Origin of the sequence: Mucilaginibacter phenanthrenivorans, assembly GCF_024721155.1 — a bacterium.
Classification (GTDB): domain Bacteria; phylum Bacteroidota; class Bacteroidia; order Sphingobacteriales; family Sphingobacteriaceae; genus Mucilaginibacter; species Mucilaginibacter phenanthrenivorans.
In genome coordinates, this window is record NZ_JAHVAP010000002.1 from 288,824 (window position 1) to 308,580 (window position 19,757).

Here is a 19,757-nt window from a genome sequence, read left to right on the forward strand (position 1 = left end):
CCGCATAAGGTTCTTATAAAATAACACAATTTTACTGAAACTAATACCGGGCTAACACCGACAGTAACCCGGACGGGATTTTTATACTCTTATTTATTCACAATCAAATCAATCAAACTAATTTCAACTTATCAATCAATCACAAAAATTGTCATGAAAAAAAAACTTTTACTCTTAGTACTTGCCGTATCCGCCTTTAGTTTTGCGTCGAAGGCGCAGGATACCATTAAAACCACAGGCGATGCCCCTCTGGTAGTTTACGGCTCTGTTGATACTTATTGGAAATACGATTTCTCAAAGCACGCCAACATCGGAACTTATTTTGCTTCTGATAACAACTCGGTTTCCCTGGGGATGATCGACCTGGGCTTAAAAAAGAAGGTTGGTAAAGCCTCTTTCGTTGGTGAGTTAGCTTTTGGTCCAAGAGGACAATATCAATCAACTCCTAATGGCGATGGTAATGCGTTAAATGCTAATAATACATTTAACATCCAAAATCTTTATGTGTCATTTGATGTAACTGATAAATTCAATTTAACAGCGGGTTACATGGCAACTTTTGTTGGATACGAGGTGATTTCTCCGACAGGTAACTTCAACTATTCAACATCATATTTATTTGGCGCCGGTCCGTTCCAGAATGCAGGCTTTAAAGCTACTTACGCATTTAGCGATAAGGTAAGCTTAATGGCTGGTATCTTCAACGATCAGTGGAACAGCTATGCAGCGGTTACTCAATCATACACTGATGCTGGTGGTACAGTTCACCAAAATGGCGAAGTGTCTACCTTTGGTGCCCAGTTAATGGTTGCTCCGGTAAAAGGCTGGACTGCTTACATTAACTTTATGTCAGGTAAATACTCCGGTACAATTGAAGATTTAACCACAACTTACCAAATTACCGATGCCTTTAAATTAGGCTTGAACGCTGCTAATAAAACAGGTGCAGGCGCAGCAGATTATGTAGGTGCTGCTTTATATCCTCAATTAGCGGTGTCTAAAGTTGTTACCTTAGGTATTAGAGGTGAATCATTCAAATTAAAATCGACTCCTACAGCTGCCAGCACAACCTATAGTGCGTTTACTTTAACTGCTAACATTAAATCTGGTCCTTTAACTTTCATTCCTGAAATTAGGTTTGATCATAACAAGGATATGCCATTTACAGATAGCAGCTTTTCTCCAACAAAAACAGCTTCACAATTTGTGTTAGCTGCTGTTTATGGATTCTAAGCAATATTAAAATTTGTTTTAAAAGCCGCACCGATAAAACCGGTGCGGCTTTCTTATATTTATAGCATGAAAAAAGTATTAATAGCCATAGTTCTTTTGATAACAGCCAGGGCGGCATCCGCACAAAAGGAGCTTTTGCCGTTTGATGAGCATAATAAATATATCTATTACCAGGTTGTTGATCAGCCCACCTTAACAGCTGATACTATGTACAACAGGGCGCTGTATTTTTTAAAAACGGCTTATCCCAAGCTTAAGGTTAAAACGGATAAGACAAATGAAAGCATTTCGGGCGCAGGGAAATTTGTAGTTACCAGTACCATGTTGTTAAAACATGAGGATGGTGAAATAAGCTTTACTTATACAATAGAAAGCAAGGAACATAAATATAGGTTTTGGCTAACGGATTTTACTTTTACGCCCTATAAAACAGACCGCTATGGAAAATCAGTGCCCGCAGACGGAATTGAGATCCCGCTTGAGAAAGGGACGACGAAGCTGACCAAAAAGCAAGTAGATAACTACCTTGACCAGGCAGGCACGTACAGCAAGCAGTTTGGCGACCGGCTGAAGCAATATATGGTTAGATTGTCTGTGACCCCGGTTAAGGAAACTAAAACTAAGGTGATCTCGACCAAAAACTGGTAGAGGGAAGTACTTCGGTAAAACAAAAAAAGCTACGTTAAGTAGCTTTTTTTGTTTGTACAAGATGAGGAATTAAAGTTCTTCGTCGTGCTGGGTTAAGTCGAGGCCGATAAGTTCTTCTTCCGGTGAAACACGAAGTTTGCTGATCAGGTCAGTTACTTTTAATAATAATAATGACCCGAAAAAGGCAAAAGCCGACACGCCAACTAAAGCAAGAATGTGTATGAAAAACAAATGTGTTTCGCCGTAGTATAAGCCATTGCCGGTTGTGTTGCCTGCGTTTACATTGACATGTGCGAAAATACCGGTCATCAGCATACCTACCATACCGCCTACACCATGGCAGGGAAATACGTCCAGCGTATCGTCTATGCTGGTTGATGATCTCCAGATCACTACCAGGTTACTTACTACTGCAGCAATAATCCCCACAATTAAGGAATGCGGAATGGTTACAAAGCCAGCAGCCGGAGTTATAGCAACCAGGCCCACAACCGCACCGATACATGCACCCATTACCGATGGCTTTTTGCCGCGAAGCATATCGAAGAAGATCCAGGCTATTGCCGCCGCGGCTGACGCTGTGGTGGTGGTACCCAAAGCCGTTGCCGCCAAAGCGTTTGAGCCCAAGGCTGAACCTGCATTAAAGCCGAACCAGCCAAACCAAAGCAACCCGGTACCTAACAATACATAGCTGATGCGTGCCGGCGCGTGTGCCTGCTGATTGCGTTGCTTTAAATATAGAGCCGATGCAAGAGCTGCCCATCCTGCCGACATATGTACCACAGTACCTCCGGCAAAGTCAAGTACGCCCAGCTTAAATAAAAAACCATCGGGGTGCCAGGTTGAGTGGGCAAGCGGTGCATAAATAAATATCATGAACAGGCACAGGAATATAATGTACGAGTTAAAGCGGATGCGCTCTGCAAATGCGCCGGTTATTAAAGCCGGTGTTATTACCGCAAACTTTAATTGAAACATGGCAAACAAAACAAGCGGGATGGTTGGTGCCAGTTTCCAGGTGGCGTTGCCAAGCATGCCCTTCATCATAAAAAAGGTTTTGGGGTTGCCGATGAAGCCATTGATGTCGTCGCCAAAGGCAAGGCTGAAGCCAAATATTACCCAGATAATGGTAATAACACCCATGCATACAAAACTTTGCATCATGGTTGATAATACATTCTTTTTACTTACCATGCCGCCATAGAAGAACGCAAGGCCCGGTGTCATTATCAATACAAGGGCGGTACTAACCAGCAGCCAGGCTGTATCGCCGGAATTTATCTGGCTGTCTTTTATGGTCACAGTGTCAACAGACGGGAAGATAAGGGCAAGTATAACTACAATTATAAGCACGCCAAATGGTATGATTTTTTTCATGTTTAAATTTTGGGAAAAGGAAAGTCAAGGATGAACTTAATACCACCCGGAGCCCAATCAAAACCCCGGGCAGTATTAAAACTAAATTAAAAACAATAGAATTCCGTTTGCGTAATCAGCGCAAGCGGTAATATTGGTTATTCATCTTTTAAAGCCTACCAAAAAGCGTGAAAGGGAAAGAGGATGAGTTTGCGGAAACGCGAGAGTTCGCTGCTGCCCCGCCCGCAAATAAAATTAAGGTGCCTTACGGCTATTGTGGAAGTATTTTGGCTGGTGTTTATGAGTTGCGAAAAATGTGCGCTGCGTAATTGCTGTACATTTACTATCTGTACAGGAACGCTGTTAATTATACACTCATAATTGCAGGGCCAATCCGGGTTCTTCTGAAGTGATTCGTTAAAGAATGATAGTTTTTTAGCATTTCCTGGTTCACTATTATGCAAAATATTTTTTGCGGATGCAAAATATCCGCAAAAAATAAATAAAAGTAAGGCTGTAAACTTTAAAAGCCTGTTTTGCATGTAATAAAAGTAATAAAATTTTAATTAAAACACATATTTGATGTGATATTTTTAATTTTTACTCTTAATAATGGATATATTGATAGTGATTTGGCCTTAAATTCTATTTAATATCATTTTCTCATAAAGTAAGTTGGTGATATTTAAAAATATTTTGCTGTCGCGATAAAACGACGCCATCACGCAGAAATCTTCAAAATCAGGGTGAAATAAGTGTGTTTTTAAAATCCACATTGTTGCATTTTATTAACGAATTTTCAAATAACTATAACTTTAGTTATAAAAATACACAATGTTGCATTTGAATATTGCAAAAATCCTAAAAGTAACAATGTTGCAATACGGTATGCGTGTAAAACGTTATTATATAAAATTTAATTTCAATCACTATGCTTATCTCAAAATTTAATTTGTACAAGACCGAGTGGCTCGATCTTGTATTCGATGACCGTAACAAAGCTTACGGTGCCTATGAATTAAGGCAACATAATTCCCGAACAATGGCAAGGGCAATGGGGGCAGCTTTTTTAGGAATCGGTTTACTTTGCGGAGCCAGTGTCATTATCAATTCGGCAAAACCAATCGTTCACATCACAACGGTTAATTTGCAGCCAGCGGTCACTCCGCCTGTTATACCCCCTGTAAAAAAGGTTGATCCGCCCAAAGCTCCCGAGCATCTTAAACCGCAACCTTTAAAAACGATTGCCACTACGAAATTTGTTCCGCCGGTGGTAGTTATTGATCCTAAAGCCGAAAAGCCTGTCGAAAACGATAAAATTACGGGGGCTATCGGCCAGCAAACATTAAAAGGTGAGGCCGGCGCCAACGTGGATATTCCTGATGACAAACCTGCAGGCGGCGGCGGAACTGCCGCGGTTGACAACTCTGTTCATGCTGACTTTGGTCTTGACGTAATGCCCGAACCTGCGGGCGGCATGGCCGGCTGGGCGAAATTTTTAAGTCATAATTTAAGGTTTCCTCCTGATGCACAGCAGGATGGCATTAGTGGGCGTGTTTTCCTGAGCTTTATTATTGAAAAGGATGGTCACCTGTCGAATATAACTGTGGACAGGCCAGCCGGTCACGGATTTGATGAGGAAGCCCTTCGTGTATTAAAATTGGCTAAGGCATGGAAACCAGGGATGCAGAACGGTCAGCCGGTGAGGGTAAAATACTCTATTCCTATCAATTTTCAGTTGACTAATAACGATTAGTCCGGGGAGTCCACCACACTTCCTGATTGCGACAATTAACAAACTAAAACTGAACACTTAACCTAAAATCCAATGTTTATCTCAAGATTCAATTTATATAAAACCGAGTGGCTTGACGTCGTATTTGACGATCGCAACAAGGAGTATGGCGCGTACAGTCTCCGTCGCGAATACGCCGGGACTATGGTAATGGCTATGGGGATTGCATTTTTTAGCATCGCTCTAATTTTTGGCGGAACCCTTTTGTTTCGGACTAACGCGGTTGTGACTGAGCACCCAGCCAGTGACACAACTGTGGTAAACCTTCAGCATTACGTTAAGCCGCCGGATGTGCCTCACCCACCGAAAATGGAAGAACCACAACGCCCAGCAAAGCCAATCGAACCAGTAAAAACAACTGCGTTTGTGCCCCCTGTTGTAAAGCCGGATATAGAAGCAGCAAAACCAGTAGTAAATTCCGAGCTAACAGCCAATATTAGTACTACAACAACGCAGGGAAAGCCTGTAGAACCTGGTCCGCAGGGCATTGGTTCCGGGACTCCTGGTCCCCCGGAACCAATAATAGACACAAAAGTGTATACACCGGGTACCGTTGATGTAATGCCCGAACCAACCGGTGGCTTTGATACCTGGAATAAGTTTCTTAGCAGGAATTTAAAGTTTCCTATTGAAGCGCAAGAAGACCATATAAGCGGAAAGGTTTTCCTAAGTTTTATTATTGAAAAGGACGGGCACCTGTCAAATATAACGGTGATCAGGGTGGCAGGCCACGGATTTGATGAAGAAGCACTGCGCGTGTTAAAATTAGCTAAAGCCTGGAAACCCGGAATTCAAAACGGGCAGCCTGTGCGGGTGAAATATTCTATCCCGATTAATTTTCAGTTGACCGAAGAATAGCCGCAATACATTTTTGACTGAACAGAGACTCGCGACATATTTAAATGTTGCGAGTCTTTTTTGTATATTTAGTATTTATTGATCATGAAAAAAAACGGCACTATAATCGGGTTACTAATATTAATTTGCTTCAAAATTAACGCGCAGGGTTGCGTGGGAACAAACAACCAGGAGAGGGAAGTGCTCAAACTGGTGAACTCGCTGCCCGAGGTGGTAAAGGAGAATAAGTATCGCAAAAGAGCGCATTCCCCAATATTTTTAAGGGCTTATATTCAGAACACGCCAACCAAAACGGATAGGCATTATTATGTTACTATAAGCGAGGAAAAGGAGGGAAGATTATTTACCTACGATTGGTACAAAGTTGATATCCGAAAACATTTGATCAGTTATTATGATGTAATAAATGATAAAACCATGTCCTTAAAAGAATGGCGGGCGCAAAGAGATCATCAATCTAAAAAGTAATCCGTATCCTGATATTCAAAAATATATCTTCAGGCATCCATAAAAACCTTTCGCCTTTTACCTTTATCCTTTCACCTTTTTTACTAATTTTGTGCTTCCTTTCAAAAAAACGATATTACATTGGAGCACCAGGAATTAACCACCGTTGAAACCGCCAAAGATTTAGGCTTACTACCCGAAGAATTTGAACGTATAAAAGAGATATTAGGGCGCGTGCCCAACTTTACCGAATTGTCTATTTTCTCGGTAATGTGGAGCGAGCACTGCTCATACAAAAACTCCATCACATGGCTGAAAACCTTACCAAAAGATGGTCCGCGGATGCTGGCCAAGGCGGGGGAAGAAAATGCAGGTCTTGTGGATTTGGGCGGTGGCGTAGGCTGCGCGTTCAAGATAGAATCACATAATCACCCATCAGCACTTGAGCCTTACCAGGGTGCGGCAACCGGCGTAGGCGGTATTAACCGCGATATTTTCACCATGGGCGCACGCCCGATTGCACAGCTTAACTCACTACGTTTTGGCGACCTTTCGCTAGATCGTACCAAATGGTTAGTTAAAGGTGTGGTTAAAGGCATTAGCCATTATGGTAACGCCTTTGGCATACCTACCGTTGGCGGCGAGTTGTTTTTTGACGATTGCTATAACGTTAATCCCTTAGTAAATGCATTTTCTGCAGGTATTGTCAGGGAAGGCGAAACCGTTTCGGCAACATCTTATGGTGTTGGCAACCCGGTTTATATAGTAGGTTCCGCAACCGGTAAGGACGGGATCCACGGTGCGGCCTTCGCATCAAAGGATATTACCGAAGATTCTGTTAACGATCTTCCGGCGGTACAGGTGGGCGATCCATTCCAGGAGAAGCTATTACTAGAAGCAACGCTTGAGGTAATTAAAACAGGCGCCGTTATCGGCATGCAGGATATGGGAGCGGCAGGTATTATCTGCTCCAACTCCGAAATGTCGGCCAAGGGCGAACATGGTATGGTTATCTGGTTAGATAAAGTACCGATGCGCCAGGAAAACATGAAGCCATACGAGATACTGCTGTCTGAATCACAGGAGCGGATGCTGATCGTGGTGGAAAAAGGTCGCGAGAAAGACGTGGAGGCTGTATTTGACAAATGGGATCTGAACTGTGCTATTATTGGTGAAGTAACCGATACTCAACGCCTTGTTTATTATATGAATGGCGAAATGGTTGCCGATGTACCTGCTGACGACCTTGTACTAGGCGGCGGTGCACCGGTTTATGAACGCGAATACCGCGAGCCTGCTTATTTTGCCGAAAACCAGAAATTTAAGATTGAAGATGTTGAAGAGCCTGCCGACCTGATCGCAGTAGCTGAGCATTTGATCGGTCACCCCAACATCGCATCGAAACGTTGGGTAACCGACCAGTACGATTCAATGATCGGTACATCCACCATGACCACCAACCGACCTAGCGATGCGGCAGTGGTTGCTGTTAAGGATACTGACAAAGCAATTGTTATTACTGTTGATTGCCAGTCGCGCTATGTATACGCTGATCCGCAAAAAGGTACGGCCATTGCAGTTGCCGAAGCAGCACGTAACATTACCTGTGCAGGTGGAGAGCCGGTTGCCATAACCAACTGTCTTAACTTTGGAAACCCTTACAAGCCGGAAGTTTACTGGCAGTTTGTAGGCGCCATAAAAGGAATGGGTGAAGCCTGCCGTAAGTTTGAAACCCCGGTTACTGGTGGTAACGTGAGCTTTTATAACCAGTCGACAGATGATGGGCCGGTATTCCCGACGCCAACCATCGGGATGCTGGGTGTAATGGATGATTTGTCAAACCTGATGACATCAGACTTTAAACAACCTGACGACCTGATCTATTTGATTGGCGAATCGGTTAACGACATTGCTTCATCACAATACCTGGCATCGTACCATAAAATAACTGCGGCACCTGCTCCTTATTTTGACTTGGATAAGGAATACGATATGCACCAGGTGATCAAACAACTGATCCAGAACAAGGTGATTCAGTCGGCGCATGATGTGGCTGACGGTGGTTTATATGTAACATTGGTAGAATCATCCATGCCAAATGGTTTGGGCTTTGCCATTGAGAGTGATAGCTCGATCCGTAAGGATGCATTCCTTTTCGGTGAAGCACAGGGCAGGGTAGTGGTAAGTATCGCCCCAGCCGACCAGGAACGCTTTATCGAGCTAATGGCTACCAGCGAGGTTGAATTCAGCTTGCTTGGAACAGTTACCAATGGATTTTTAAATGTAGACGAAGAGTTGTTTGGCCATATCACTGATATAAAAATGGTTTACAATAACGTACTGCACGAAATATTGGGAGCATAATGCTTAAACTAAACCGGGTACACCATATCGCCATTATATGTTCGGACTACGAAAAGTCGAAACATTTTTATAGCGAGGTACTTGGCTTAAAGATAGTTCGCGAAGTTTATCGCGAAGAAAGAAAATCATACAAGCTTGATCTGGAAGTGGGCGACCTTTACCAGATCGAGCTTTTTTCGTTTCCTGACCCTCCCGCAAGGCCATCCCGGCCCGAAGCTGTCGGCCTGCGTCATTTGGCTTTTGAGGTGGACGATATTGATAAGGCTGTTAATATGATCAAAGGCTTTAATATTTTGATTGAACCCATAAGGGTTGATGAATTTACCGGCAAGCGTTTTACCTTCTTTGCCGATCCGGATGGACTACCTATTGAGTTGTATGAGAAATAGGTATGGCCGGTATCTTTCAATTTAAACAATTCAGCGTTGACCAGTCCGGTTGCGCTATGAAGATCAATACTGATGGTGTTTTGTTAGGGGCGATGGCTTCCAATAATCAAGCCGAAAAGATCCTCGACATTGGCACCGGAACCGGCGTTATTGCCTTAATGCTTGCCCAAAGATTTATCGATGCGCAAATTGATGCAGTTGAAATAGACACATCAGCGGCTAAAACCGCAGGAGGGAATTTTAAGAATTCCGCGTTTAATGACCGCCTGAACATCTTCCCTGAAAGCGTTGAGACTTTCTTTAATGAGCATCCCGGTAATAAATATGATCTCATCATCTCCAATCCACCTTTTTATATAAACTCGCTTGAATCACCAAAGGAAAAGAAAACGCTGGCGAAACACACGGATGCGGACTTTTTTGGAGAATTAATCAAAGGTATTGCGCAACATTTATCACCGAAAGGTTTATGCTGGTTGATATTGCCTGTTCAAACTGCAGAGCTAATAAAAGAGTTGGCAACAGAAAGTGGGCTTTATCAGCATAAGATAATAACGGTGCGTTCTTTTGAATACTCGGAGCCGCATAGAGAAATCGTTTGTTTTGGTTTTAATGATGTTTTAATTGAAACGGCTAATTTTACCATCTATGAAGCTATCGGCGTTTACTCAACTCAATATAAAGCGCTGTTGCAGCCGTTCTTTTTAAACTTTTAGACAGATGACCAAAATAGGCCTCATATCCGACACCCACAGCTACCTTGACGATGCAGTTTTTAAACACTTCGAAAACTGCGACGAGATTTGGCACGCCGGTGATTTTGGAAACATTGAAGTGGCAGATAAACTCGCCGCCTTTAAGCCTTTCAAAGGTGTTTACGGTAATATTGACGGTGCGGATATAAGAATAACTTACCCCGAAAACTTGCGATTTAAATGTGAAAATGTAGATGTCTGGATGACGCACATTGGGGGATATCCTGACAGATACAGTGCCCTGGTAAAACCGGAGATCTATAACAATCCCCCGCAGCTATTTATCTGCGGTCATTCGCATATCCTGAAGGTAATTTATGATAAAAAGATCAGCTGTCTGCATTTAAACCCGGGCGCTGCCGGTAAGCAAGGCTGGCAGAAGGTAAGGACATTAATGAGGTTCAGTATTGATGATGATAAAATTAAAGACCTGCAGATTATTGAATTAGGGGCAAAGTGAGCGGTTGATTAGGTCGATTAGGTGAGTGGTTAACTAATTCAACTTAATAAACCCAATCTAACCTAATCAACTAGAGCAACCCAGCCTTTGCGTTCTCTACTTCAAAAACGGAATCTATTAATAGGCCCTTTTGCTTACCAGCCATTACAGCCAGCACATCGCAACGCTCATTTTCAGGGTGGCCGTTGTGGCCACGTACCCATACAAATTTGATCTTATGTAGCTTGCTTACTTCCAGGTAACGCAGCCAAAGGTCCTTGTTTTTTTTACCTGCAAAGCCTTTCGCCACCCAGCCGTTCAGCCAGCGTTTTTCAATAGAATCGATGACGTATTTGGAATCAGAAAATATGGTAACATCCTGGTTTGGGGTTTTCAAAGCTTCTAGGCCCTTGATCACGGCCAGCAGCTCCATGCGGTTATTGGTAGTTTTGCGGAAGCCCTCTGAAAGTTCCTTATAATGTTTGCCCGAACGCAGTATTACTCCGTAGCCGCCCGGTCCCGGGTTGCCGCTTGATGCGCCGTCTGTGAATATTTCGATCATGTATTAGTTCATGGTTCATAGTTGATGGTTCATGGCCGGATTGGCATTTTCAACAACTATTTACGTATCGCCAAAAATATAAAATAAATCAAGTCGGGCTATGAACTATGAACCATTAACTATCAACTTTTTTAGATTTCAGCCTCAACGAGTTTCCAATTACCACCACATCGCTGAAAGCCATGGTGAATGCGCCAACCATAGGATTTAAAAAGCCCAGGGCTGCAACGGGAATGGCTATTATATTATAGGCGAATGCCCAGAAGAGGTTTTGTTTAATGGTGATCAGTGTATGTTTGCTGATCTGCAGGAACTTAACTACTGAATGAAGGTCGGTGTTTAGCAGAATAACCCTTGCCGATTGTATAGCCACCTGGCTGGCGTCGTTCATGGATACGCCTACATCAGCCTTTGAAAGGGCAGGGGCATCGTTAATGCCATCGCCGATCATTATGGTTTTGCCCTTTTGCTTGTAGATATCAATAACCGTAAGCTTTTCGTCAGGGAGTTTCTCTGAGTGTACTTCGGTGATTCCAATTTGCGTTGCAACCTTTAAACACCTTTCCTTTTTGTCGCCGCTTAATAAAACAGGAATGATATTCATTTTTTTAAGCTGCACGATAAGGTTTGCTGCATCAGGCTTTATTTCGTCGTCTATAGCTATTTGGGCCAGTAATTTTTGATTTTTGTAAAGCGAGATATTAAACCCGCTGTTGTCAGCCGCCTTACCTGATCCTAAAAAGTAATGGCTCCCTTCCACATCCTCGGCACGCATCCCCAATCCCTTTTCTTCCTTCACTGTTTTCAGGATCACCTTGGTTTGCGGAAGCGTTTTCAACTCATTTACCAGTGACTTTGCAATCGGGTGGTTCGACCGTTCCTCAATCGCCATAACTATGCCCCTCACCAGCTCGACGCTGGCATTCCCGTCAATTTTTATTTCATTAATGCGGAACTTCCCGGTAGTTAGTGTGCCTGTTTTATCAAAGACAACATATTTTGTGTTTGCAACTGCTTCAATGGTATCGCCGCCTTTTATCAGGATCCCGTTCTTAGCAGCACGGCCGAGGCCGACCATTACTGCGGTAGGCGTGGCCAGCCCCATGGCGCAGGGACACGAGATCACCAGCACGGCTATGGCATGCATAAGCGAAGTTTGCACTGTAGCATGGCCCACAAGGTAAGTAAGCGCAAAAGTGATCAGCGAGATCAATATTACAGCCGGAACAAATATGGCAGCAACCTTGTCGCCTAGTTTCTGAACGGGTGGCTTTGCGGCCTGCGCTTTTTTCATCAGCTCGATGATCTGCGACAATACGGTGTTTGAACCCACCTTGGTGGCAAGCATGGTGATATTGCCATGCTGTACAATGGTACCGCCTATAACGGTGTCGTATTTTCCCTTTTCTACCGGGATACCTTCACCGGTAAGCATGGATTCATCAATTGACGCGTTTCCTGAAAGTACCTCGCCATCAACCGGCACCTTATCACCGGTATTTACTAAAAGTGTATCGCCAGCCTTTACTTCCCTGGCGCTGATGACTTCCACTTGTCCATTTACCATCCGGTTAGCGCTTACCTGCTGGATCTTTACAAGGTCCTTAACCGCTGATGTGGTTTGCGTAACCGAGCGTTTTTCGAACACATTACCCAGCAAAACCAGTGTGATAATGGTGGCGCAGGTTTCGTAAAACTGGTACTGTTCGCCAAGATTTTGGATCGTGCCAACCAGGCTGTAAATAAATGCAGCCGAAGAGCCAACGAAGATCAGCACGTCCATATTGGGTACGCCGCCCCTGATGGAGTTGATGGCGCTTTTGCCAAAATGAAAACATCCCACCAAAAAAACGGGGAGGCATAATATTAATTGAACTATGGGATTGTGCAGGAAATGCCATGGTAACAGCATATGCAGTAATAGCGGCGCAGTGAGGATGGCGCAGAAGAGAAATTTATTTTCAACTTTGTCATAGAATGGTGTAACGTGGGTTGATGGATCATCCACAACCTTAAAGCCAAGCCCTTCTATATCCTTAATAATATCGGGCAGGGTAGAGGCTCCGTTATTTGAAAATTTCACCTCTTCGCCGGCAAAATCTACCAGGATATTTTGCAATCCCTTCTTCTCCAAAAGTTTATGGATAGACAAGGCGCAATTATTACAATGCATCCCAGTCACGTTTAATTCAACCAATTGCTCCGTCATGATACAAAGCTACCTATTAATTAAAATCGTTCTGAATAAATGGGTAACTACATTGTAATTTTAATTGATTTATGACGAAGATCACAATCGTTGTATTGGATTGGCTTTTGCATAGCTGATTTTAAATGAGTTACAGTCGGTAAAATCTAAATAAAAAAAGACTTTGCAAATCAGCGGGAGATTCCTATTTTTGCATCTCTAAAAACGGTAGATGTAGCTCAGTTGGTTAGAGCATCGGTTTGTGGTACCGAGGGTCGTGGGTTCGAGCCCCATCATTTACCCTTCACGGGGCAAAGTCTTAAAAATGGATTTTGCCCCATTTTTTTGCCTTGTAATTTTTCAGGTTGGTTTTTATTTTAATTGTCTTGCTATCGCAGCCCAACCCGCGGGCGGTATGTTCCAATATTGCCGACAGCAGATGAATATTGTAGTCAACACCCAGTTGTATTGGGTATGGTCAGGAGTAGCGTGTCAGCTTCCTGGATCGCTTCGTCCTGCGCCATGTCCTTAATGGGTTTTGGGTGATATATTATCACAATGAGAGGATGTTTTACATAATCAAAACCTGCTCAACAGCAGTATCGCTTGCCGAAAACCCCATGGGCCGTCCTTTTCTATGCAATCCATCCTGCCGGTAGTAAAATTTTTTTTTTCATGATGTTCAAGTTTATTTAATAATTGCACCACTAAAGTCTTTTAATTAAGATGCTGCTGCAATGTAAAAAGAGAACCCAATAACTATGGATTAAAATTGGCAGCATGTGCTATTAAACTACAGTGCGCATGATTTTCATAACATCTTTTATTATGCCATCGGCCGTATTTTTATCTTTTGCCTCGGCATATATTCTTATAACCGGCTCCGTATTTGACCGTCTTAGATGTACCCATCCGTGGTCAAAATCTATTTTTAAACCATCTATCATGTTTTGGGGAATATGTGAAAAATTGGTTTTAACTCTTTCGATTATCAATTCAATATCTACAGATTCATCAAGCTCCAATTTATTTTTAGACATAAAATAATCGGGATAAGTACTACGTAAGGCAGAAACTGGCTTGCCAAACCGAACTAGGTGGGTTAGAAATAAAGCGATGCCAACTAAGGCATCTCTTCCGTAATGTAATTCAGGATAGATTATTCCACCATTGCCTTCGCCGCCTATCAATGCATCAACTTCTTTCATTTTATTTACCACATTTACTTCACCAACTGCCGCTGCATAATATTTGGCTCCTGTTCTTTCGGTAATATCCTTTAGCGCACGGGTTGATGACAAGTTGGAAACTGTGTTTCCTTTATTATATTTTAAAACATAATCAGCAACTGCTACCAATGTGTATTCTTCGCCAAATTTACTTCCATCTTCAGATACAAAGCATAAACGGTCAACATCGGGATCGACTGCGATACCTAAATCAGCCTGATGTCTTAATACCTCTTTTGAAAGTTCAGATAGATTTTCTGGCAATGGTTCGGGATCATGAGCAAAATTTCCGTCTGGTTCGCAATATAACTGATAGATTGTTTTTACGCCCAATGCTTTTAACAAAGCTGGTACAAAAAACCCTCCCGTTGAGTTAACCGCATCAACCACTATTTTTAAATTTGCATTGCCTATGGCAGCAGCATCAACAAGCGGTAGTGCCAATATTCGGTCAATATGTTTCCGCATATATGTTCCGTCATAAATTACATTGCCCAGTTTATCTACGTTAGCGTAATCAAAATCACAGTTTTCAGCTATATCAAGTACCATTTTTCCGTCGTCGTGATTAATAAATTCGCCGCGATGATTTAAAAGCTTTAAAGCATTCCATTGTTTAGGATTGTGACTGGCCGTTAATATTATTCCGCCGGCAGCATTTTCAGCAGGTACTGCAATCTCAACTGTCGGGGTGGTTGACAAGCCTAAGTCAATTACATCAATACCCAAACCCTGTAGGGTGCCAACAACCAAATTGTTGACCATTGAACCTGATATCCGGGCATCCCGGCCAACTACAATTTTTCTTATACCTGACTGTCTCACGGCCCAGCATCCAAATGCCGAAGTGAATTTAACAATGTCTAATGGCGTTAAATTCTCGCCCACCTTACCACCAATGGTTCCCCTTATTCCTGAAATTGATTTAATTAAAGTCATTATTATACAATTAGTTTAATAGCTTAAAATTTATATCTTACAAAAGCCTCCATAGCTTCGTATTCCGCCAGGCCAAGTTCATCATAGCGCCTTGCTGTTTCACTGTTTCTGTCTTCGGCCCTAACCCAAAACTCCCTTACATCATCGCCCGGAAAAACGGGGATGTCTTTTTGTGACTGGTGCTTGAATATAGCATTGCGCTTTCTTAAAACTTCGTACGGAGACAATGGTATTGCCATTTCAATTTCAAATATTTCAAACTCATGCCAGGCTCCCCTATACATCCATAGCCAGCAATCTTTCACCCACTCTTCCGTTTTTTGCAGTTCTTGCAGTGCCGCGATAATGATATTAAAGCAAACCAGGTGAGTACCGTGCGGATCGGCAAAGTCGCCGGCGGCGAATATCTGTTGAGGTTTTATTTGCTGCAATAGTTCCATTGTTAACCTTATGTCTTCTGCACCTACAGCATTTTTTTGGGTTTTACCGGTTTCGTAAAAGGGTAATGCCATGAAATGGATATGGTCATCGTTTAAGCCGGCGTACCTTGCGCCTGATATGGCTTCGGTCTTCCTGATAAAACCTTTAACCGCTCTTATTTCAGAGGTGTCGATTTGGTTAGGTTGTTTTTGGCCAATAAACCGGCGCATTTCATTATAAATGCTTTTTATGTGATGGTTGTCTTCGCCGATGCTTTTGTTAAAATCAATTGCAAATTCCACATAGCGCAGCACATCGTCATCCCAAACAGCTGTATTGCCGGAGGTTTGATAAGCTACATGAACATCATGTCCCTGATCAACCAAGCGTATAAAAGTGCCTCCCATTGATATTACATCATCGTCGGGATGCGGCGAAAAGATAATCGATCGTTTTTTGGCAGGCTGGGCCCGCTCTGGTCTCTGGGAGTCATCGGCATTAGGTTTGCCGCCTGGCCAGCCAGTTATGGTATGCTGCACCTGGTTGAAAATATCGATATTTATATTGTACACCGGGCCTTGTTCTACAGCCAGTTGAGCCATGCCATGATTGTTATAATCATCTTCGGTTAACTTCAGTATTGGCTTACTCAAAGTAGTAGCCAGCCATATTATCGCTTTCTTTTTTAATGTATTTTCCCATACGCAATCTTTAACCAGCCATGGTGTATCAAAGCGGGTTAGTTCTGAAGCAGCAGCCTCATCAAGCACAAATTCAACATGATCTGACAGTTGCAAAAAAGTTGCCGGTACTTCTTCTGATATTTCACCTTCAACTGCTTTTTTTATAATTGGCGCCTTTTTACGGCTCCAAGCCATCAATATAATTTGGCGTGCTTTGAAAATGGTACCAATTCCCATGGTAATTGCTTTAGTCGGTACATTTTGTTTGCCTCCAAAGTCTCGGGCGGCGTCGCTACGAGTAAGGTCATCCAATGTTACCAGCCTTGTTCCTGAATTACGCGCCGACCCCGGCTCATTAAAGCCAATATGGCCTGTACGGCCAATGCCTAGTATTTGAAGGTCAAGTCCCCCAACAGCCTCAATCTCGCGTTCATAATTCAAACAAAAATCGGCCGCTCCCTCTTTATCTAATGTGCCATCAGGAATATGAATATTTCGTTTATCAATATCAATGTGGCTGAACAAGTTTTCATTCATAAACGCCACATAACTTTGTACCGCCGTTGGGTGCATCGGATAGTATTCGTTCAGGTTAAATGTGATTACGTTTTTAAAGCTCAATCCCTCTTCGCGGTGATGCCTCACCAATTCCTTATATACAGCAATGGGGGTTACGCCTGTTGCAAGGCCTAAAACTGCCTTTTCATTGTTTTGTTGTTTAGTGCGAATTAGCGCTGCAATCCGCTGCGCGACCGTTATGGAGGCTGCCTGCTGATCTCGGTACACTGTTACATGCAGCTTTTCATACCTGGTTTCTTCCAGTAAATTTAATCTGGCCATACGTGCTTAATTAGATGTTAATATTTGATGTGTATTAATATATTGTTCTCACGCCCACGCCGATTGCATTAAGATGGTATAATGCCGGTTATTTAAGCAATTTGATTTACAATAAAAGGCCTTGAATTGGAGAGGTTATCGATTAATAATAACTTCATAGCCGCTGACTTGAAGTTCTACAACGGTATGTGAACCAATATAGCCGGTTCCTCCGGTAACTAAAATTTTTTTTGGTTGTTTTTTCATATTTGCGTGTTCGGTAACGCAAAAATATCAAAATTTATCAAATAGCATAAAAATGAATCGACTATGCAATCGGTATTTTAGTAATTCCAGATGTCTAAGGCTTGTAAAGGGCTTATTAATACGTGATGGGCAATATTGATTATATGTTGCTATATGGTATAATAATGACGCGTATTTTTTATTCTTTATATAAACAGTCGATTAAAATGTGTTTTTTCCTTTGGTTTAAATTGATTTGTTGATATATTTGTGTGCGCACACATTAACCCACGCCGTTTAATTTATAAACATGTTAAAAAAACTATTGTTTCTATTTTTCGCCGGACTGTCTATTGGTTCACAGGCACAAAGTATTTTCCTTTCAGGCGCAAAGCCCGGTAAAGCGACAGCTTCTTCGGATAACGGATCGTTTATTCTAAAAAATAAATGTTTATCGGTCAAATGGGTTTCCGATAAGAGCACCATTAGCATCGGTAATTTTTCAACGCAGAATCGTGGGCCTCTCTCCTTAAAGGGGGGGCATTTATTCCAATTGGAGCTTAAAGATGGTACAGTTATTAGTTCTGCAGATTTTAAATTAGGTAGTGTCCCTGAAATTTTAAAGATAGAAGGCAATAAGCAGGCGGTTAAACTTGCCGACAAAGAGGATGGCAAAGAAATTATAGTGGAATTGTTGAGTGAAAAGTATGGAATCCGCGTTAAATGGGAAGCTATTTTAAAAAATAATTCAAACTATATAAGGCAGGTATTTACTTTTCACGCCCTCAAATATCCTTTATTGATACAGAAATTAGAACTTATTAAATTGCCTTCGGTAACAGGGGTAAAACCTTTAGGAACTGTTGACGGATCGCCATTGGTCTCAAGGGATTTATTTTTTGCATGTGAAAGCCCGGCAAGCAAGTATGAGAATAAAGGCGGCTGGATCAATAGTTATATGGAATGTAAGGAACCAATAACCGACCTCACAGTATCTACAGTATGGGGCGTGGCCCCCGGGGAGCAGTTGCGTCGCGGGTTTACTTATTACCTGGAACGTGAAAGAGCGGTGCCCTACAGGCAAATGCTTCACTATAATTCGTGGTATGATATATCATGGGCGGATCGTAAACTGACAGACTCGGCTTGCCTTGACCGCATTAAGGTGTTTGGGGATAGTCTAAGTGTAAAACGCGGTATCAACCTGAATGCATTTTTATTTGATGATGGATGGGATGATAACCAAACCTTATGGCAGATCAGTAAAAAGAATTTCCCCGTGGGTTTCGATAATATCAAAGCATTGGCCAGTAAATACAATGCGTCAATAGGGTTGTGGATGTCACCATGGGGCGGTTACGAGCAGGCAAAGGAACAAAGGCTGGAATATGGCCGAAAACAAAATCCACCGTTTGAAACTAATTCGCATGGCTTTTCGCTTTCGGGCCCAATATATTCAAAACGATTTAAAGAGGTAGCTACCAGTTTTGTTACCAATTACGGCCTGTCCATGTTTAAATTTGATGGGGTAGGGGCAGGTGATCAGTCGACAGGTGCTACTCCTGAATATCAAACGGATATGGAATCCTTGTTAAATCTGGTATCAAACCTGCGCACGGTTAAGCCAGATCTTTATTTTAGCCTCACTATAGGTACGTGGCCGTCGCCCTTCTGGCTTAAATATGGTGACGCCATTTGGAGAAACGGGTGGGACACCAACACCGAAGGACAAGGCGATACACGACAACAATGGCTTAATTATCGCGACGGGCAAGTCTACAAAAACATTGTACGGCGCGGCCCGCTTTATCCTTTAAGCTCATTGATGTACCATGGTGTTTGCATAGCCGATAATGGTCCGCCTGCTAAATTTGATATGAAGGATGAGGATATTGCTGATGAGATCTGGTCGTTTTTTGGATCAGGGACAAGCCTCCAGGAATTATATATTAATCCGCATAAGTTAAATACAAACAATTGGAATTGCCTGGCGGCCGCAATAAAATGGTCGCGATCTAACGCCGATATCATGGCCGATGTTCATTGGGTAGGCGGCGATCCTGCTACAGGCGACATTTATGGTTTTGCAGCGTGGTCACCCAAAAAGGCTGTTCTTACTTTAAGGAATCCTTCCAATAAAGAGAAAGCCTTCCAGATTAATGTGGGCAAGGTATTTGAACTGCCGGTAAACAGCAAAGATAATTACACTTTCTATAACGCCAGGGAGGAGGCCAATAAGTCCCCTTTATTTAAAGGAACGTCTTATACAGTTACCCTGCAGCCTTTTGAGGTTATGGTATTAAATGCATCGCCAGTTAATTAGTCGGGACAACTTTTAGTTAACCAATGGTTTTTTTACAGCAAGTAATTAATCGGTTTGCTTGTGT

General features: G+C 42.5%; 16 protein-coding genes, 1 tRNA gene and 1 pseudogene. 11 read left to right on the plus strand and 7 right to left on the minus strand.

Annotated features, from left to right (window positions below):
• Positions 1-153 precede the first annotated feature (153 nt).
• On the plus strand, positions 154-1,233 hold the full coding sequence (locus KXD93_RS05945; RefSeq protein ID WP_258136000.1) for an outer membrane beta-barrel protein: 1,080 nt from the start codon (positions 154-156) through the stop codon (positions 1,231-1,233).
• Between the two features lie 66 nt (positions 1,234-1,299).
• Positions 1,300-1,881 (plus strand): DUF4468 domain-containing protein, encoded by a 582-nt coding sequence (locus tag KXD93_RS05950; RefSeq protein ID WP_258136001.1) that lies wholly within the window; start codon positions 1,300-1,302, stop codon positions 1,879-1,881.
• 69 nt (positions 1,882-1,950) lie between these two features.
• Here the strand turns inward: KXD93_RS05950 and KXD93_RS05955 are convergent, their stop codons facing one another.
• Together KXD93_RS05955 and KXD93_RS05960 are read right to left on the minus strand one after the other, a co-directional pair.
• Positions 1,951-3,258, minus strand: coding sequence for an ammonium transporter (locus tag KXD93_RS05955; protein WP_258136002.1), 1,308 nt, complete (start codon positions 3,256-3,258; stop codon positions 1,951-1,953).
• Positions 3,259-3,413: 155 nt separating this feature from the next.
• On the minus strand, positions 3,414-3,779 hold the full coding sequence (locus tag KXD93_RS05960; RefSeq protein WP_258136003.1) for a hypothetical protein: 366 nt from the start codon (positions 3,777-3,779) through the stop codon (positions 3,414-3,416).
• Positions 3,780-4,168: 389 nt separating this feature from the next.
• Here KXD93_RS05960 and KXD93_RS05965 point away from each other — a divergent pair, with 389 nt between their 5' ends.
• The 7 genes from KXD93_RS05965 to KXD93_RS05995 all read left to right on the plus strand — a co-directional run bounded on the left by KXD93_RS05965 (position 4,169) and on the right by KXD93_RS05995 (position 10,305).
• Entirely contained in the window at positions 4,169-4,993 is an 825-nt protein-coding gene (locus KXD93_RS05965) for an energy transducer TonB (RefSeq protein WP_258136004.1), read from the plus strand.
• A gap of 72 nt (positions 4,994-5,065) precedes the next feature.
• Positions 5,066-5,890 (plus strand): energy transducer TonB, encoded by an 825-nt coding sequence (locus KXD93_RS05970; protein WP_258136005.1) that lies wholly within the window; start codon positions 5,066-5,068, stop codon positions 5,888-5,890.
• An 84-nt stretch (positions 5,891-5,974) separates the two neighbouring features.
• Positions 5,975-6,358 carry a hypothetical protein gene (locus KXD93_RS05975; protein ID WP_258136006.1) on the plus strand — a complete coding sequence of 128 codons (384 nt, stop codon included), beginning with the start codon at positions 5,975-5,977 and terminating at the stop codon, positions 6,356-6,358.
• Positions 6,359-6,478: 120 nt separating this feature from the next.
• Positions 6,479-8,701, plus strand: coding sequence for a phosphoribosylformylglycinamidine synthase subunit PurL (purL, locus tag KXD93_RS05980; RefSeq protein WP_258136008.1), 2,223 nt, complete (start codon positions 6,479-6,481; stop codon positions 8,699-8,701).
• The gene (gloA2, locus tag KXD93_RS05985; RefSeq protein WP_258136009.1) at positions 8,701-9,090 is read left to right on the plus strand and encodes an SMU1112c/YaeR family gloxylase I-like metalloprotein; all 390 of its coding nucleotides are present in this window, start codon (positions 8,701-8,703) and stop codon (positions 9,088-9,090) included. Before purL ends, gloA2 begins: the two co-directional genes overlap by 1 nt.
• 56 nt (positions 9,091-9,146) lie before the next feature.
• Positions 9,147-9,806: a tRNA1(Val) (adenine(37)-N6)-methyltransferase gene (locus tag KXD93_RS05990; protein WP_258136010.1), complete on the plus strand. Its 660-nt coding sequence runs from the start codon at positions 9,147-9,149 to the stop codon at positions 9,804-9,806.
• 4 nt (positions 9,807-9,810) lie between these two features.
• Positions 9,811-10,305 (plus strand): metallophosphoesterase family protein, encoded by a 495-nt coding sequence (locus KXD93_RS05995; RefSeq protein ID WP_258136011.1) that lies wholly within the window; start codon positions 9,811-9,813, stop codon positions 10,303-10,305.
• Between the two features lie 70 nt (positions 10,306-10,375).
• On the opposite strand, the gene rnhA is transcribed toward KXD93_RS05995, so the two are convergent.
• Together rnhA and KXD93_RS06005 are read right to left on the minus strand one after the other, a co-directional pair.
• Positions 10,376-10,846, minus strand: coding sequence for a ribonuclease HI (gene rnhA / locus KXD93_RS06000; protein ID WP_258136013.1), 471 nt, complete (start codon positions 10,844-10,846; stop codon positions 10,376-10,378).
• A 115-nt stretch (positions 10,847-10,961) separates the two neighbouring features.
• On the minus strand, positions 10,962-13,055 hold the full coding sequence (locus tag KXD93_RS06005) for a heavy metal translocating P-type ATPase (RefSeq protein WP_258136014.1): 2,094 nt from the start codon (positions 13,053-13,055) through the stop codon (positions 10,962-10,964).
• A gap of 207 nt (positions 13,056-13,262) precedes the next feature.
• Here KXD93_RS06005 and KXD93_RS06010 point away from each other — a divergent pair.
• Positions 13,263-13,336 (plus strand) — tRNA-His (locus KXD93_RS06010).
• A 486-nt stretch (positions 13,337-13,822) separates the two neighbouring features.
• On the opposite strand, the gene glmM is transcribed toward KXD93_RS06010, so the two are convergent.
• The 3 genes and pseudogenes from glmM to KXD93_RS06025 all read right to left on the minus strand — a co-directional run.
• Complete coding sequence (gene glmM / locus KXD93_RS06015) at positions 13,823-15,202, minus strand: phosphoglucosamine mutase (protein ID WP_258136015.1); 1,380 nt, start codon at positions 15,200-15,202, stop codon at positions 13,823-13,825.
• A gap of 23 nt (positions 15,203-15,225) precedes the next feature.
• Complete coding sequence (gene nagB / locus KXD93_RS06020; protein ID WP_258136017.1) at positions 15,226-17,145, minus strand: glucosamine-6-phosphate deaminase; 1,920 nt, start codon at positions 17,143-17,145, stop codon at positions 15,226-15,228.
• Positions 17,146-17,243: 98 nt separating this feature from the next.
• A pseudogene (locus KXD93_RS06025) lies at positions 17,244-17,391 on the minus strand (NAD-dependent epimerase/dehydratase family protein); the annotation flags it as partial.
• A 289-nt stretch (positions 17,392-17,680) separates the two neighbouring features.
• Between KXD93_RS06025 and KXD93_RS06030 the strand changes: the two are divergent.
• Positions 17,681-19,693 carry an alpha-amylase family protein gene (locus KXD93_RS06030; protein ID WP_258136018.1) on the plus strand — a complete coding sequence of 671 codons (2,013 nt, stop codon included), beginning with the start codon at positions 17,681-17,683 and terminating at the stop codon, positions 19,691-19,693.
• Positions 19,694-19,757: the final 64 nt, after the last annotated feature.

Excerpts from the sequence above, each read along its gene's own strand:
- KXD93_RS05950 (WP_258136001.1), top strand. The coding sequence starts at position 1,300 with ATGAAAAAAGTATTAATAGCCATAGTTCTTTTGATAACAGCCAGGGCG.
- KXD93_RS05955 (WP_258136002.1), bottom strand. The coding sequence starts at position 3,258 with ATGAAAAAAATCATACCATTTGGCGTGCTTATAATTGTAGTTATACTT.
- KXD93_RS05960 (WP_258136003.1), bottom strand. The coding sequence starts at position 3,779 with ATGCAAAACAGGCTTTTAAAGTTTACAGCCTTACTTTTATTTATTTTT.
- rnhA (WP_258136013.1), bottom strand. The coding sequence starts at position 10,846 with ATGATCGAAATATTCACAGACGGCGCATCAAGCGGCAACCCGGGACCG.
- KXD93_RS05970 (WP_258136005.1), top strand. The coding sequence starts at position 5,066 with ATGTTTATCTCAAGATTCAATTTATATAAAACCGAGTGGCTTGACGTC.
- KXD93_RS05990 (WP_258136010.1), top strand. The coding sequence starts at position 9,147 with ATGAAGATCAATACTGATGGTGTTTTGTTAGGGGCGATGGCTTCCAAT.
- glmM (WP_258136015.1), bottom strand. The coding sequence starts at position 15,202 with ATGACTTTAATTAAATCAATTTCAGGAATAAGGGGAACCATTGGTGGT.
- KXD93_RS06005 (WP_258136014.1), bottom strand. The coding sequence starts at position 13,055 with ATGACGGAGCAATTGGTTGAATTAAACGTGACTGGGATGCATTGTAAT.
- KXD93_RS05975 (WP_258136006.1), top strand. The coding sequence starts at position 5,975 with ATGAAAAAAAACGGCACTATAATCGGGTTACTAATATTAATTTGCTTC.
- KXD93_RS05995 (WP_258136011.1), top strand. The coding sequence starts at position 9,811 with ATGACCAAAATAGGCCTCATATCCGACACCCACAGCTACCTTGACGAT.
- KXD93_RS06030 (WP_258136018.1), top strand. The coding sequence starts at position 17,681 with ATGTTAAAAAAACTATTGTTTCTATTTTTCGCCGGACTGTCTATTGGT.
- KXD93_RS05945 (WP_258136000.1), top strand. The coding sequence starts at position 154 with ATGAAAAAAAAACTTTTACTCTTAGTACTTGCCGTATCCGCCTTTAGT.
- gloA2 (WP_258136009.1), top strand. The coding sequence starts at position 8,701 with ATGCTTAAACTAAACCGGGTACACCATATCGCCATTATATGTTCGGAC.
- KXD93_RS05965 (WP_258136004.1), top strand. The coding sequence starts at position 4,169 with ATGCTTATCTCAAAATTTAATTTGTACAAGACCGAGTGGCTCGATCTT.
- nagB (WP_258136017.1), bottom strand. The coding sequence starts at position 17,145 with ATGGCCAGATTAAATTTACTGGAAGAAACCAGGTATGAAAAGCTGCAT.